This is a genomic window from Pseudomonas morbosilactucae (assembly GCF_023241715.1).
Classification (GTDB): domain Bacteria; phylum Pseudomonadota; class Gammaproteobacteria; order Pseudomonadales; family Pseudomonadaceae; genus Aquipseudomonas; species Aquipseudomonas morbosilactucae.
In genome coordinates, this window is the sequence record NZ_JALQCW010000070.1 from 55,500 (window position 1) to 69,466 (window position 13,967).

The 13,967-nt window shown below is 63.6% G+C and carries 12 protein-coding genes and 1 pseudogene; 8 read left to right on the forward strand and 5 right to left on the reverse strand.

Annotated features, from left to right (window positions below):
* Positions 1 to 10 precede the first annotated feature (10 nt).
* The 5 genes from M1B34_RS24810 to M1B34_RS24830 all read right to left on the reverse strand — a co-directional run bounded on the left by M1B34_RS24810 (position 11) and on the right by M1B34_RS24830 (position 3,515).
* On the reverse strand, positions 11 to 622 hold the full coding sequence (locus tag M1B34_RS24810) for a hypothetical protein (RefSeq protein WP_123335244.1): 612 nt from the start codon (positions 620 to 622) through the stop codon (positions 11 to 13).
* 106 nt (positions 623 to 728) lie between these two features.
* Positions 729 to 1,220, reverse strand: coding sequence for a surface-adhesin E family protein (locus M1B34_RS24815; protein ID WP_123335242.1), 492 nt, complete (start codon positions 1,218 to 1,220; stop codon positions 729 to 731).
* The gene (locus M1B34_RS24820; protein WP_268266487.1) at positions 1,217 to 1,864 is read right to left on the reverse strand and encodes a hypothetical protein; all 648 of its coding nucleotides are present in this window, start codon (positions 1,862 to 1,864) and stop codon (positions 1,217 to 1,219) included. Before M1B34_RS24820 ends, M1B34_RS24815 begins: the two co-directional genes overlap by 4 nt.
* Positions 1,865 to 2,021: 157 nt before the next feature.
* Positions 2,022 to 2,672, reverse strand: coding sequence for a hypothetical protein (locus M1B34_RS24825; protein ID WP_268266488.1), 651 nt, complete (start codon positions 2,670 to 2,672; stop codon positions 2,022 to 2,024).
* A 96-nt stretch (positions 2,673 to 2,768) separates the two neighbouring features.
* Complete coding sequence (locus M1B34_RS24830) at positions 2,769 to 3,515, reverse strand: substrate-binding periplasmic protein (RefSeq protein WP_268266489.1); 747 nt, start codon at positions 3,513 to 3,515, stop codon at positions 2,769 to 2,771.
* Positions 3,516 to 3,720: 205 nt separating this feature from the next.
* Here M1B34_RS24830 and M1B34_RS24835 point away from each other — a divergent pair, with 205 nt between their 5' ends.
* The 8 genes and pseudogenes from M1B34_RS24835 to M1B34_RS24870 form a co-directional block, all read left to right on the forward strand.
* Entirely contained in the window at positions 3,721 to 4,413 is a 693-nt protein-coding gene (locus M1B34_RS24835; RefSeq protein WP_268266490.1) for a response regulator transcription factor, read from the forward strand.
* Entirely contained in the window at positions 4,413 to 5,774 is a 1,362-nt protein-coding gene (locus M1B34_RS24840) for a HAMP domain-containing sensor histidine kinase (protein ID WP_268266491.1), read from the forward strand. Before M1B34_RS24835 ends, M1B34_RS24840 begins: the two co-directional genes overlap by 1 nt.
* Positions 5,775 to 5,850: 76 nt before the next feature.
* Positions 5,851 to 8,094: a TonB-dependent siderophore receptor gene (locus tag M1B34_RS24845; RefSeq protein ID WP_268266492.1), complete on the forward strand. Its 2,244-nt coding sequence runs from the start codon at positions 5,851 to 5,853 to the stop codon at positions 8,092 to 8,094.
* A gap of 20 nt (positions 8,095 to 8,114) precedes the next feature.
* Complete coding sequence (locus M1B34_RS24850; RefSeq protein WP_268266493.1) at positions 8,115 to 8,996, forward strand: alpha/beta hydrolase; 882 nt, start codon at positions 8,115 to 8,117, stop codon at positions 8,994 to 8,996.
* Positions 8,997 to 9,243: 247 nt separating this feature from the next.
* Positions 9,244 to 10,241 (forward strand): annotated as a pseudogene (locus tag M1B34_RS24855) (DMT family transporter).
* Between the two features lie 115 nt (positions 10,242 to 10,356).
* Positions 10,357 to 11,529, forward strand: a complete 1,173-nt coding sequence (gene ampC / locus M1B34_RS24860) for a class C beta-lactamase (RefSeq protein WP_268266494.1) — start codon at positions 10,357 to 10,359, stop codon at positions 11,527 to 11,529.
* Positions 11,530 to 11,749: 220 nt separating this feature from the next.
* Complete coding sequence (pcsA, locus tag M1B34_RS24865; RefSeq protein ID WP_268266495.1) at positions 11,750 to 12,469, forward strand: phosphatidylcholine synthase; 720 nt, start codon at positions 11,750 to 11,752, stop codon at positions 12,467 to 12,469.
* A 297-nt stretch (positions 12,470 to 12,766) separates the two neighbouring features.
* Positions 12,767 to 13,967 (forward strand): methyl-accepting chemotaxis protein (locus M1B34_RS24870; RefSeq protein WP_268266496.1); only part of this gene is annotated, 1,201 nt, incomplete at its 3' end.

Consider the following 13,967-nt stretch of genomic DNA (forward strand, 5'->3'; position numbering starts at 1 on the left):
CTCCTTGAACTTAGTGTTTTGGCAAACGCGCCGTGGCGGTATCGAGCAACTGCGACACCAGTTCATTCAGTTGCTTGGCGCCCTGGGTGGGTGCCCAGTATTCACGGCCATAGAGACCGACGTTACGCTCGAACTTGACCTGCTCCTGGGCACTGGCCAGCTCTTTGCCGTCGCGGTCGACAACCACCAGGTTGCCTGCCAGGTCGAAGGTGTCGACGTAGATCGGGCCGTTGACCCAGATCCAGATCGTCAGGGTTAGCAACGCCCCGGGCACGTAGCCAGGGTGCGGCGCGCGATGGCCCTTGAGGGAGGTCATGTTGAACTTGAGCACCACGTCGTTCTCGCCGAGGCGCGTCGGGTATTCACTGACCTGATTGAAGTAGGCGCCGGTCTTCACGTACTGGTTGAGCTGCGTGGTGAGCGAGCGGCTGATGGCCGTGCGGGTGGCTTCGTCGATGCCGGGGGCGGATACCACCACATCGGCCAGTTGCGCGGTGCGCGGGCTGCTGATCGGGGCCGGGTGTAGCGGAGCGCCAAGCGGGCCGGTGACGTTATAGGAAACACAGCCGGTCATCGACAGCGTGGCCATGAGGGCTGCGGCCTTGAGCAAGGTTTTCAACACAAAACATCCTTATTAATGAGCAAACAACATCAAGGTCCCGACCCAAGGGTCGGTGACTTCAGGAAAAGCTCGGGGGTCATGGCTTGGCCGCACAGCGGCCACGCCGTTAATGGGCAGGGTCTTTGGACGGTGGCGCCTTGAGCCGTGCAGCATCGATGCCGCACGCCAGATTGCGCAGCTCACCCAGCAGCGATTGCCGGGGGAACGGGGTCCATTGCGCCACGTCTTCCTTGCGCATGACTTCCACACCCTTGGCAAAGGGCTCGGAGAAATACACCCGACCGAATTGCGCCGACTCGTCCCGCTCACAGTTGATCACCCGGGTTGCACGGGAGCTGTAGATCGGTGGTTTGCCACCGCTCAACTGAGTGGGCTTGCCGTAGTTGTTGACCAGGTAGAACTGCCGCAACTGCGGGTTGTTCTGGTAAAGGGCCAAGGAGTCGCCGGCAAAATAAGTGGCCAGCTCCGGGGTTGCCAGCACCGTGAACATGTTGGCGGGCGGGGTCGGCTGTACCTGCGGCGGGGTAGAGGTCTGCGCAGCGTCGTGAGTGCAACCGCCCAACACAATGACGGCGCTCAAGCACCAGGCCCGATTCATTGCCCAGCCCTCTGGGTCATGTCCGGCCGCTCCTGATCCAGCAACTGCGCATCGACACTGCCCTGCAGCGAGCAGAGCAAGCGGGTCTTGCCGTCTTCGATGCTGAGCATAAGTATTTTTTCCGCCGAGCCGGGCGCCGGAGCGATGCCTGAGGCCGCCGCCGGGTTGTCTTGCCACGGTGACTCGGCATTCAACTTGATCTGCGGCCTGGAAATAAAGTACTCGCCGACCTCCTGCCAACCCGCCTGGGGCAACGCGGCCATGACCGCCTCGCGACTGGCGTCGACTTCAAAGCCCCAGAAGTAATAGGTGCCCTGCTCGCCCAAATCAAAGACCCGGTCGTAATAAGCGGTCAGCCGCAGGCCCTTGTCATCGAGGGGCTTGGAGAAATATTGCAGGGCGGTTTCAGTCTTGCGGCGGTCAGCCACCGGCACCCAGGCCAGGCCACGCTGTTCATCCTGGGCCAGCTTCACCACGCGCCCCAGTTCGCCGCGTTGTTCGTACAAGGTCTTGAAGAAAGCCGGTTGGCATTGAGTCAGGCTGTCGCTCAGGTTCGCCGCCAGCGAGTGGCCGGCACACAGACTCAGCAGCAGCGCCATCAGCGGCTTTGCCGAGGGGCGAAAAAACGTGCGGGTCAATTCCATGGTCTGGAGCCTCCTGATGAAAAAAAGACCCGACTCTAAACGCCAGACGCCCTCGGCACAAATCAGGGTGTGGACATCGAGCCTGTTTCCGCCCTGACAGCCACCCACTCCCCGTCGCGACTTTTACCCGATTCGCCCAGCAGCACAGGACCTGCGCTCACTCCCCTCTCACCTGCTTGAGCCAATTCCAGAAAGGGTCATCCGACTCCCGATCATCCATGCTCACGGTCGTGGAAACGATGTCCGCTGCCCGCGCCGGAATACTCAATCCAAGTGTCTGTTCGACGTGAGCGCGAAACAGACGGGGCGGCGGTGGATAGTCGCCATCGCCGTACTCCTCCTCTCGGACCTCATCGGGTGTTTGCTGAAATTGCTCAGGCCAGCAGAGTTCGTCGTAACCGATGGCCAGCAGGCGCAGCAGGTCCTCCATGTTGCGTGTCAGCACGCAAAGCATCACCGACCCGGAGCCCGAGCCCAGGTGGACCATGCGCTGCTGCCCCTGGTCGTCCAGCCACAGCCCCGCCCATGAACCGTCCCCGCCGGTCCTGAGGAATATCACCAGTCGCCGGTTAACCTCGGGGTCCTTACTGGCGGTCCACACAGCGGTGTCGGCCGGCTCCGGCACATGGAAGCTGGTGGTCGCGATATCGCTGTATTCCGGTTCCGGGTGCAGGGTCATGTAGCGCCCGCCATCGCGGCGGGTGCGCACGCAGCCCTGCTCTTCCAGCAACACGAGGGCCTGGCGCAGCAGCGGCGGCAACGGATTAGCCGCCGGGAAGGCGGCCGTTATCTCATCGGTGAAGGTCATGGCTTACCTGATTCGGGTCTGCGATGGCGAATGGTAAAGGGGATCAGCACCCACCGGCCATCCCACAAAAAGCCTGGGGGTTGGCCTGGGCATTGATTACTGGGCGGGGCGGTCGTAACGCTCCTGAATGCGCTTCAACTCGCCCGACTGGCGCATTTGCTCCAGGGCCTTGGCCCAGCTGGCTACCAGCTCGTCGTCGCAGTCGAGGCTGAAGGCGATGTGCAGCGACGAACGATAAAGCTCGACGGGAATCTGCCGCAAAGTACCGGGGGCGATGTTCAGTTGGCGGCTGTAGTAGGCCACTCCTGCCGCGGTGTCGCCGACGATGATGTCGGTGCGCCCGGCGAGCAGCATCCGATACAACTGCAAGCTCTCGGTGGCGGTTTTTTCAAGGTTGTTGAAGCCCTGCGACTGCAACGTGCGGGGGATCAGCCCAGCATGTCGGGTGGTGATACGGGGGGCGAGCATCAGTTGCTCCAAGGAGTTCACCGGCTGCTGAGTATTGGCTCGCTGATAGGGGTAGATGGACTCGTCCACAATCGGCCCGACCCACTTGTACAAGGGTTCGCGCTCCGCGTTGCGGAACAGGGAATACATGATGGTCTTGGGCCGGGTTTGCAGAATGCGAGCAGCTCGCATGCTGGGCAGCAGCAGCACCTCGAAGTCATCCCCGGTCAGCGCCATGATGCCCCGCACAATCTCCGTGGACATACCGGTGAGCTGGTTGTTCTCGCGGTAGTTGTACGGCGCCCACTCTTCAGTGACGACCTGATAGGGCTCGGCCCTGACGGGAGCCCCCAGCAATAGCCAAAGTAGCGCGGCAATAAGGACTGATTGTTTCAAATGGTCTGCCTGGTGGGCGGTGCGGTGATCAAGGGCGGGTCTGATGAAAAAAAGGCAAGCGCAGTATAGACCCCGGCACAGGTCAAACGCCGGGCGCGGTTATGTAAACCATCAACAGGACCGCTGATAGATGCAATTGCACACGGGCCCCCGATTCGTGCATCATCCGCAAATGTTAAACATTCTCATTTAAGCCCTTTCCCCCATGACTCCCCATCTCCTGCTGGTCGAAGACGACGCGCGGCTGCGTCACGACCTGGACCTGCACTTTCGTCAACGCGGCTTTGCCGTGACCGCTTGCGCCAGCGGCACCCAAGGGCTGGACGCCGCGCAGGCCGGGCATTTTGACCTGGTGCTGCTGGACATCATGCTGCCCGGCATGGACGGCCTGTCGTTGCTGGAACGCCTGGGGGGCGAACAGAGCCCGCCGGTGATGCTGATGTCGGCCCTGGGGGCCGAGCAGGACCGCATCACCGGGTTTACCCGGGGCGCCGACGACTACCTGCCCAAGCCCTTCAGCCTGGCCGAACTGGATGCCCGGGCTGATGCCTTGTTGCGGCGCATGGCGCGGGCCCAGCGCCCGGCGCCAGAGGCCGGGAACCTGGCCCTGCAGTTCGATGACCAGGCCCAGGACGTGTTCAGCCACGGCCAGCCGGCCGGGCTCACCGGTTCGGAATATCGCTTGCTGATGACCCTGCGCGAACACCCCGGGGAGCCCCTGAGCAAGCCCTTCCTCTATCAGCAGGTGCTGCACCGCATCTACACCCGCCTCGACCGGGGCCTGGATGTGCATGTGTGCAACTTGCGACGCAAACTGGCGGCCCTCGGCGTGCAGCGCTTGCAGATCCAGGCCGTGCGCGGCCAGGGGTACATTCTGCTGGACACGGAGCCGGCCTGATGCGGCGTCACCCGTTGCTGTGGAAACTGGCACTGGTGCAGATCAGCTTCTGCCTGTTGCTGACCTGGATCATCTGGATCTGGGGCTTGTCGGCGGAGCGCCGCACCTATTTTCTCGACCCCGCCGACCGCCTGTTCCTGGCCCGCTATGCCCAGCGGGCAGAAGACCTGTGGCAGGCCCGGGACGCCCAGGCGATGGAGGCTTTCCGTCAGCAGTTGGCCCAGAACCAAGGCACCTGGGTGGCGGTGATCGGACCACGCCTGGAAAGCCTGGGGACTGCGCCGCTGACGGCCGAGGAGTACAGCCACCTGACGTACATGCGCAAGCTGGACTGGCCGATGAGCCGACGCCTGCAAGATGAATTGCCTTACGTCAGCATTCCATTCCCCGAGCACCCGGAGCAGGGCCAACTGGTCATGCAATTGCCCGAGCGCCTGTTGCCCGGCGGCCTCACGCCCTGGACCCATGTGCTCAGCCACGGGGTCATGCCAACCCTGCTCGCTGCCCTCCTTGGCCTGGTGCTGTACCGCCATCTTGTCGTCCCCCTGAACCGCCTACGTGACCGCGCCGACGCCTTGCGCGCCGATGACCTGGAGAGCGACGGCCTGGCCACGCCCCTGGTCAAGCGCCCCGACGAACTGGGGGAACTGGCCCTGGCCTTCGAACACATGGCCGAGCGCCTGCGCCAGAGCCTGGCTCAGCAGCGCCTGTTACTGCGCACCTTGTCCCACGAACTGCGCACGCCCCTGGCGCGGCTGCGCATCGCCCATGACAGCGCCCTGCCGCCGGAGCAGATGCGTCAGCGCCTGGACCGGGAAATCAACGACATGCAGCGTCTGCTGGAAGACACCCTGGACCTGGCCTGGCTCGACACCGAACGCCCGCAGTTGCCCACCGAACCGGTGCTGGTGCTGTCGATCTGGGAAGCCCTGCGCGAAGACGCCTGCTTTGAAAGCGGCTGGGACCCCACGCGCCTGCCCTGCCTGCTGGACACCGACTGCTGCGTGCAGGTGCACCTGGACAGCCTGGCCCAGGCCCTGGAAAACCTGCTGCGCAACGCCATCCGCTATTCCCCGCCCGAGGGCCGGGTCCGCCTGCACGGCTGGCGCGAAGGCGACGCGTGGCACCTGTGCCTGGAAGACCAGGGCCCCGGCGTGGCGGAGGAGGATCTGCAACGGATCTTCCTGCCCTACCAGCGCCTGGAATCGTCCGCCGGTGAGGGTTTCGGCCTGGGCCTGGCGATTGCCCGGCGGGCGGTAGAGTTGCAACAGGGGCGCTTGTGGGCCAGCAACGGCCAGCCCGGGCTGTGCATGCACCTGCTGTTGCCCGCCGCCGACGCCGAGAAGTGTTTAGAAAGTTAATGCGCTTTACTCGCAAATAACAGTCATTATCATTCGTGATCTTCCTGTTTCAGGCTGATTGCCCGGAGATCACCCCATGTCCCTCGCCACCCTGCGCCCCTGGGCGCCTTTCCTGCTGTCCAGCTGCTGCCTGCTGTCCCAGGCTGTGCAGGCCGCCAGCGAAGACACCGTCGCCCCGCCGGCCCTGGAATTGCCGACCCAGAACGTGGTCGCCACGGCCAAGGAAGAAACCAAGCAGGCCCCCGGGGTGTCGGTAATCACCGCCGAAGACCTCAAGAAACGCCCACCGGCCAACGACCTGTCGCAGATCATCCGCACCATGCCCGGGGTCAACCTCACCGGTAACTCCACCAGCGGCCAGCGCGGCAACAACCGGCAGATCGATATCCGTGGCATGGGCCCGGAAAACACCCTGATCCTGGTGGACGGCAAGCCGGTGGGCAGCCGCAATTCAGTGCGCTACGGCTGGCGCGGCGAACGCGACAGCCGTGGCGACACCAACTGGGTGCCGGCCGATCAGGTGGAGCGCATCGAAGTTATCCGTGGCCCGGCGGCGGCCCGCTATGGCAACGGCGCGGCCGGCGGCGTCATCAACATCGTCACCAAGCAGGCCGGTACGCAAACCCACGGCAATGCCACGGTGTACCAGTCCTTCCCCCAGCACGGCAGCGAAGGCGCCACCAAGCGCATGAGCTTCGGCCTCAATGGCCCGCTGACCGACAGCCTCAGCTACCGGGTCTACGGCAATGTGGCCAAGACCGATGAAGACGACGCCGACATCAACGCTGGCCACGAGTCGACCCGCATCGGCAACCAGGCCGGCACCCTGCCCGCCGGCCGCGAGGGGGTGCGCAACAAGGACCTCAACGGCCTGCTCAGTTGGCACCTGACCCCGGAACAGACCCTGGACCTCGAGGCAGGCTTCAGCCGCCAGGGCAACCTGTACACCGGCGACACCCAGAACACCAACAGCAATGCCACCGTTAAAAAACTGCTGGGCCACGAAACCAATCGCACCTACCGGGAAAACGTTTCCGTGACCCATCGCGGCGAGTGGGACTTCGGCAGTTCCCTGGCGTACCTGCAATACGAAAAGACCCGCAACAGTCGCATCAACGAAGGCCTGGCCGGCGGCACCGAAGGCATCTTCAGCGACAGCAATTTCTACACCGCTGTGCTGCGCGACCTGACCGCCCACGGCGAGGTCAATCTGCCGCTGCACGCCGGGGTCGACCAGACCCTGACCCTGGGCAGCGAGTGGGTGCAGCAGAAGCTCGACGACCCCAGCGCCAACACCCAGGCCACCACCGAAGGCGGCAGCGTCAGCGGCCTGACCAGCAGCAACCGCAGCACCGACTCGGCGGCGCAGATCTTCTCGCTGTTCGCCGAGGACAACATCGAGTTGCTGCCCGGCACCATGCTCACCCCCGGCCTGCGCTTCGATCACCACAGCGTGGTGGGCGACAACTGGAGCCCGTCGCTGAACCTGTCCCAGGCCCTGAGCGACAGCCTGACCCTCAAGGCGGGCATCGCCCGGGCCTACAAGGCGCCAAACCTCTACCAACTCAACCCCGACTACCTGCTCTACAGCCGTGGCCAGGGCTGCTACGGGCAGACCACCAGTTGCTACCTGCAAGGCAACGCCGACCTCAAGGCCGAAACCAGCGTCAACAAGGAACTGGGCCTGGAGTACAAGGCCAACGGCCTGGTGGCGGGCCTGACGTACTTCCGCAACGACTACAAGAACAAAGTGGAATCGGGCCTGAGCTCGGTGGGCAGCGCCAGCGGCGGCACCGGCAGTTTCGCCAACGCCGCCGTCTACCAGTGGGAAAACGTGCCCAAGGCCCTGGTCGAAGGCCTGGAAGGCACCCTGACCCTGCCCCTGGCCGAGCAACTGACCTGGAACAACAACTTCACCTACATGCTGCAATCGAAAAACAAACAGACCGGCGACTACCTCTCGGTGACCCCGCGTTACACCCTCAACTCGATGCTCGACTGGCAGGCCACCCAGGACCTGTCCCTGCAACTGAGCGTGGCCTGGTACGGCAAACAGACGCCGAAGAAGTACGACTACCACGGCGACCCGGTGACCGGCAGCGCCACCCAACAACTGTCGCCTTACGCTATTGCCGGTTTCAGCGGCACCTACGCCCTGACCCGCCATCTGAGCCTGACCGCCGGCGTCGACAACCTGCTGGACAAACGCCTGTACCGCGAGGGCAATGCCCAGGGCGTGAACAATATCGCCGGCGCTGGCGCGGCCACCTACAACGAGCCGGGGCGTACCCTGTACACCAGCCTCAGCGCGTCGTTCTAAACCGCAGACGGGAGCCGCTGATGAGACCTTTGACCCTGGCCCTGAGCCTGGCCCTGGCAGTCACGGGCCTGAATGCCCAGGCCCAACCGGCGCCGGAACAGACCATGGACCGCCAACTGCTGGAACGCCAGGACCTGCCCTACCGCTTCAGCAGCCTGCTGGTGGATTCCGCCGACGGCAGGCGCCGCTACCAACTGTGGATCGGCCGCCCACGCGGTGCGGCCCCGGCGGCGGGTTACCCGGTGCTGTGGATGCTCGATGGCAACGCTGCCATCGGCGCCCTGGATGCAGAGCAATTGAAAAGCCTGCCCGCCGACCGCGCACCGCTGCTGGTGGCGGTGGGTTACCAAAGCCCGCTGCGCATCGAGCGCGACGCTCGGACCCTGGACTACACGCCCCAGCGCCCGGGCCTGGCGGAGCAAAAAGACCCGCTGACCGGGCAACCCAGCGGCGGCGCCGAGGCCTTCCTCGATCTGCTGCGCGAACGCCTGCAACCGGCGGTGGCCACCCAGGCACCCATCGACCGTCGGCAGCAAAGCCTCTGGGGCCATTCCTATGGCGGCCTGCTGGTGCTGCATGCGTTGTTCAGCCGGCCCGGGGAATTTGCCCACTACGCGGCGGCCAGCCCGTCGTTGTGGTGGGGCGACGGCGCGATCTTGGCCGAAGCCCACAACCTGCCCGACCAGCCGGCACAATTGCTGCTGATGCGCGGCAGCGCTGAGCCGGCCAGCCCCCGAGGGCCGCAGACCCAGCCGGCAGACGCCCAGGCTCGGCAACTGCTCGCCCAATTGGCCCAGGCACCGAAGCTGCAGTTGGATTACCACAGCTTCGACGGCCTGAGCCACGGCGAGACCCTGGCCGCCTCGTTGCGCTATGTGCTGCAAAGCCTGTACGCGTGCTGACTCACGCCACGTCGTACGACCTCCAACAGAAAGCCGGCTTCGGTCGGCACCTGCTGAACAGGCTTTATCCATCAATAAAAATTGATACAAAACAATAACTTAATCTAAACATCTTCCATCCAAAGCAGACAGCAACTTGCTCCACCTCGATGAATAGGCTACAAATTCCGCCCTAGTTGTACGACAACACAATAAAACCACCCCGGCACCGGCCTCGCGCTGATGCCTTGCTTTGGAAGAACCTGCCATGACCCGCCACACCGCGCCTGCCAACGCCCCGCCCGCCTATTCCCGCCCCATTGCCGTGTTGATCCTGCTGTGCATGGGCTGTGCCTTTGCCGGTAACCATGTGGCCGCCCGGGTGGCGTTCGACGATGGCGCCGGGGTGTTACTGGCGATTCTGCTGCGTTCCGGCGGCACCTTGCTGGTGCTCGCGGCCTGGTGCTGTGGCAACGCCAGAGCCTGCGCCTGGCCCAGGGTGCCTGGCGCTGGCAGTTGCTGTTGGGCTTGCTGATTACCGCCCAGAGCCTGTGCCTGTACTCGGCAGTGGCGCGGGTGCCGGTGGCGGTGGCGCTGCTGGTGGCCAATGTGTTTCCGATCCTCCTGGCGCTGCTGACCTGGGCCTTGGGCGGTGCACGGCCCACGGCGCGCAACGCCGGGCTGATGCTGATGATTCTGCTGGGGCTGGGCCTGGTGCTGGATGTGCCCGGGCGCCTGGCCAGTGCACACAGCGTGGGCGCCGACTGGTGGCTGGGGGTGGGGTTGGCCTTCTGCGCCGCCAGCGTGTTTGCCTGCGCCCTGTGGATTACCGACCACCGCCTGTCCCAGGTACGGGGTTCGGTGCGCAGCCTGCTGACCATTTTTATCGTGTTCACCAGCGTCAACTTTGCCGGGCTGGCTGGCGCCCTGCCCGGTGGCCTCGACCTGCCGGCCAGCCACAGCGGTTGGCTGGCCCTGGCCACCTTGGTGCTGCTCTACGGCTTTGCCTTTATCGTGCTGTTTATCTCGGTGCCGCGCCTGGACATGCCGCGCAACGCCCCGGTGATGAACATCGAACCCCTGGCCACTCTGCTGATGGGCTGGCTGGTGCTGGACCAGATGCTCGGCGCCGGGCAGATCCTCGGAGGCGCCGTGGTGGTCAGCGGCATCGTGCTGTTGACCTGGCGCCGCCACGAAGGCCCACGGGCCCAACCGCTGAACAGCGAACGCGGCGCAACGAGCGTTAGCCAGCAGGCCAAACCCTAGTCGCCGCCCGGGCGCCCGATGCATTCCACGGTGTTTCCCGGGGCGGCTGCGCGTTATGCTCCCGGGCCGGGCAGCCTGCCGTTACGCTGCCACCACCTTAGGGAAACCGTGGATCATGACCCGACAACACCTGAGCCGACTGGGGCTTCTTGGCGCTTTTGCCCTGTGCTTCAGCGCCAGCGCCGCAGCGACCGAGACCGAGACCGACCTCAAGCACCTGGTGGACAGCACCATCCAACCCTTGATGCAGGCCCAGGGCATTGCCGGCATGGCAGTGGCGGTCAGCGTCAACGGCCAGGTGCAGTTCTTCAACTACGGCGTGGCCAGCACCGCGGGCGGCCAGGCCGTCAGCCAAGACACCCTGTTCGAAGTGGGCTCGGTGAGCAAAACCTTCACCGCCACCCTCGGAGCCTACGCCCAGGCCCAAGGCAAACTGCAACTGGGCGACACCGCCAGTCAGTACCTGCCAGCCCTGCGCGGCAGCGCCCTGGACCACGTCAGCCTGCTGCAATTGGCGACCTACAGCGCCGGCGGTCTGCCCTTGCAGTTCCCCGACGGAGTCCAAGGCGCAGACCAGACCCTGGAATACTTCAACACCTGGAAACCGCGCTTCGACCCAGGCCTCAAGCGCCTGTATTCCAACCCCAGCATCGGCCTGTTCGGCTACCTGGCGGCGCGCAGCCTGGGGCAGCCGTTCGACAGCCTGATGAACCAGACCCTGCTGCCCAAACTGGGCCTGCGCCACACCTACCTCAAGGTGCCCGAAGCCCAGAGGGGGCTTTATGCACAGGGTTACGGCAAAGACGGCCAGCCTGTGCGCGTCGGCCCGGGCCCACTGGATGACGAGGCCTACGGCATCAAGACCAGCGCCGCCGACCTGATCCACTTTGTCGACGCCAACCTGCAACCCAAACACCTGGAGCCAGCCCTGCAACAGGCGATTGCCCTGACCCACCAGGGCTATTACCAGGTGGGCGACATGACCCAGGGCCTGGGCTGGGAAACCTACACCTACCCCATCAGCCTGGAACGGCTGGTGGCGGGTAATTCTTCGACGATGGCCCTTGAACCCCAAGCCATCACCTGGCTCAAGCCGCCCCAACCGCCCAAGGGCCAGGTGCTGTTGAACAAAACCGGTTCCACCAACGGCTTTGGCGCCTACGTGGTGTATGTCCCGAGCCAGCGTCTGGGCCTGGTGCTACTGGCCAACAAGAACTACCCGAATGCCGAACGGGTCAAGGCGGCCTACCGCATTCTCAGCACGCTGGACAGCGCGCCGGTGCCCTAGACCCGGCGTAATCCCTCTCGTCGAGCGCCCCTGGCCGGCTCCGTCACACGCGGTGGCCGGCCTTCAAAGCCGCACGCAAACCAAAGCAAAAACGCCCATTTATCACTAAACTGCGGTGAACCTTATCCCCGCCCGTTCGGTCGATAGATGCAACCCGGCCAGGGTTGCCGGCAGCCCTTTTGCCCGGCCCCCGGCACGCTTTAATTTCTGGAGAACGCCCGTGATATCGACTGTGCATCTGGCCCAAATCAAAGCCTGGGGCGCCCACGGGTTCACCGCCACCGGCGTGGTCACCGCGTTCCTCGCCACCCTGGCGCTGTTCGAGAACCAACCCCAGGCGTGCCTGATGTGGCTCGGCGTGGCCTTGATCGTCGATGGGGTGGACGGCACCCTGGCGCGCAAGGTCAACACCCAATCGGTGCTGCCCAATATCGACGGCTCAGTGCTGGACCTGGTCATCGACTACCTGACCTATGTGTTCATTCCCGCGCTGTTTATCTACCGCTACATCGACTTGCCGGACTACACCCACTTGCTGGCGGTGTCGCTGATTCTGGTGTCGTCGTTGTTCTGTTTCTGCAACGTCAACATGAAAAGCAAAGACAACTACTTCCAGGGCTTTCCCGCCGCCTGGAACGTGGTCGCCCTGTGCCTGTACATCATCGACCCGCCGTCCTGGGTCACCCTGTTGACCATCATCGGCCTGGCCCTGCTGACCCTGTCGCGCATGAAGTTCCTGCACCCGTTCCGTGTGCGGCGCTTTATGCCGATCAACATCACCGTGACCTTTGTCTGGCTGCTGTGCAGCCTGCTGCTGGTGCTCAGCCATCCGGCCAACAACCCGACGGTGATGCTGGTGTGGCTGGCAATGTCCGCGTACTTCCTGGGGATCTGCATCTGGCGCACGGCCCTGGAGTGGCTGGGGCGTTTGCGGACCTGATTCATTCACGCGCAACTTTGTAGAGCGTTAGATACAAACAACCCGGTAGAAAGTTTGAAACGAACGTACTAAATAGTTGTGTTTGATCAATACTCTCATCCGCCACTAATAATCATTAAAAGCCTGTTCCATTGCTTTATCAGGCTTTTAATTCAAGCGGTTAGCCATAATCGGCAACTTTATTAAAATAATAGAAACCAGCACTCATAGAACCCAAGCACCGGCCGATAGTTAATTCGATCAATGGCAAGCCGATGGCTGAACCCGATCCACCTTCCCCTCTATGAGTACGCCCTCATGACCTGGTTTCTCGACCTTCGTCTCGCCGTAAAACTGTCCCTGGCTTTTATCCTGTGCGCCGTTATCACCCTGGTGATTGGCCTGATCGGCATGAACGGCAACAGCCGCCTGGGGGACATGCTCTCATCGGTGTTCAGCAACAACGTTGTGTCCATCAACAAGGTCAACGAATCCCTGCAGCAGATGGTCTATCACAACCGTGACCTGTACCAACTGCTGTCACAAGTCGCCAACAACGCCCCGGACGCCGATCGCGCCGCCACCCTGCAATCCCTGGCTACTCGCAAGGCAACCGTAGACAAGTCCTTTGCCGAGTACCGCGCCACACCGTTGCGCGATGACGAGCGCCTGCTGGGCGACAAGTTCAGCAGCGACTGGCCGGCCTACATCAAGAGCGCCGAGCAGTTCATCGGCACGTTGAACTCTGGTGATTTGCCACGGGCCCGGGTCATGTTGACCAGCGAGGTGCGTAACAGCTTCGCCCCGGTGGAGCAGGAAATGCGCGGTATCATCGCCTCCAACAACGACCAGGCCAATGAACTGGGCACTGACGGCCAGAGCCTGATCGACAGCCTGAAACTGACCATGATCATCGGCATGCTGATCGCTTTCGGCCTGGCCATCGGCCTGGGTTCGCTGATCACCCGCCTGATCACCCGGCCCCTGGCCTATGCCGTGGAAGCCGCCGGCCGCGTGGCCAACGGCGACCTGACCCGGCAGATCAACCCCGGCAGCCGCGACGAAACCGGCCAGTTGCTGAGCTCCCTGGGCGACATGCAGAACAGCCTGCGCGACACCCTGCAAAGCATCTCCAGCGCTTCGGACCAACTGGCATCGGCCGCTGAAGAACTGAGCGTGGTCACCGATGAAAGCACCCGCGGCCTGACCCAGCAGAACGGTGAAATCCAGCAGGCCGCCACCGCCGTCAACGAAATGACCGCAGCGGTGGACGAAGTGGCGCGCAATGCCGTGTCCACCGCGGAAATTTCCCAGAGTACCAACCGCGATGCCGTGGCCGGCCAGGGCAAAGTGCGTGAAGCGGTGCAGGCTATCGAAAGCATGGTGGTGGAAATCGACGCATCCAGTACCCAGGTCCAGGCGCTGGCCACTCAGACCCAGGAAATCAGCAAGGTCCTGGACGTGATCCGGGCCATTGCCGAGCAGACCAACCTGCTGGCCCTCAACGCCGCCATCGAAG

Coding starts and splice junctions, on each gene's coding strand:
- M1B34_RS24820 (WP_268266487.1), bottom strand. CDS start 1,864: ATGGAATTGACCCGCACGTTTTTTCGCCCCTCGGCAAAGCCGCTGATG.
- M1B34_RS24835 (WP_268266490.1), top strand. CDS start 3,721: ATGACTCCCCATCTCCTGCTGGTCGAAGACGACGCGCGGCTGCGTCAC.
- ampC (WP_268266494.1), top strand. CDS start 10,357: ATGACCCGACAACACCTGAGCCGACTGGGGCTTCTTGGCGCTTTTGCC.
- M1B34_RS24850 (WP_268266493.1), top strand. CDS start 8,115: ATGAGACCTTTGACCCTGGCCCTGAGCCTGGCCCTGGCAGTCACGGGC.
- M1B34_RS24825 (WP_268266488.1), bottom strand. CDS start 2,672: ATGACCTTCACCGATGAGATAACGGCCGCCTTCCCGGCGGCTAATCCG.
- M1B34_RS24840 (WP_268266491.1), top strand. CDS start 4,413: ATGCGGCGTCACCCGTTGCTGTGGAAACTGGCACTGGTGCAGATCAGC.
- M1B34_RS24815 (WP_123335242.1), bottom strand. CDS start 1,220: ATGAATCGGGCCTGGTGCTTGAGCGCCGTCATTGTGTTGGGCGGTTGC.
- M1B34_RS24845 (WP_268266492.1), top strand. CDS start 5,851: ATGTCCCTCGCCACCCTGCGCCCCTGGGCGCCTTTCCTGCTGTCCAGC.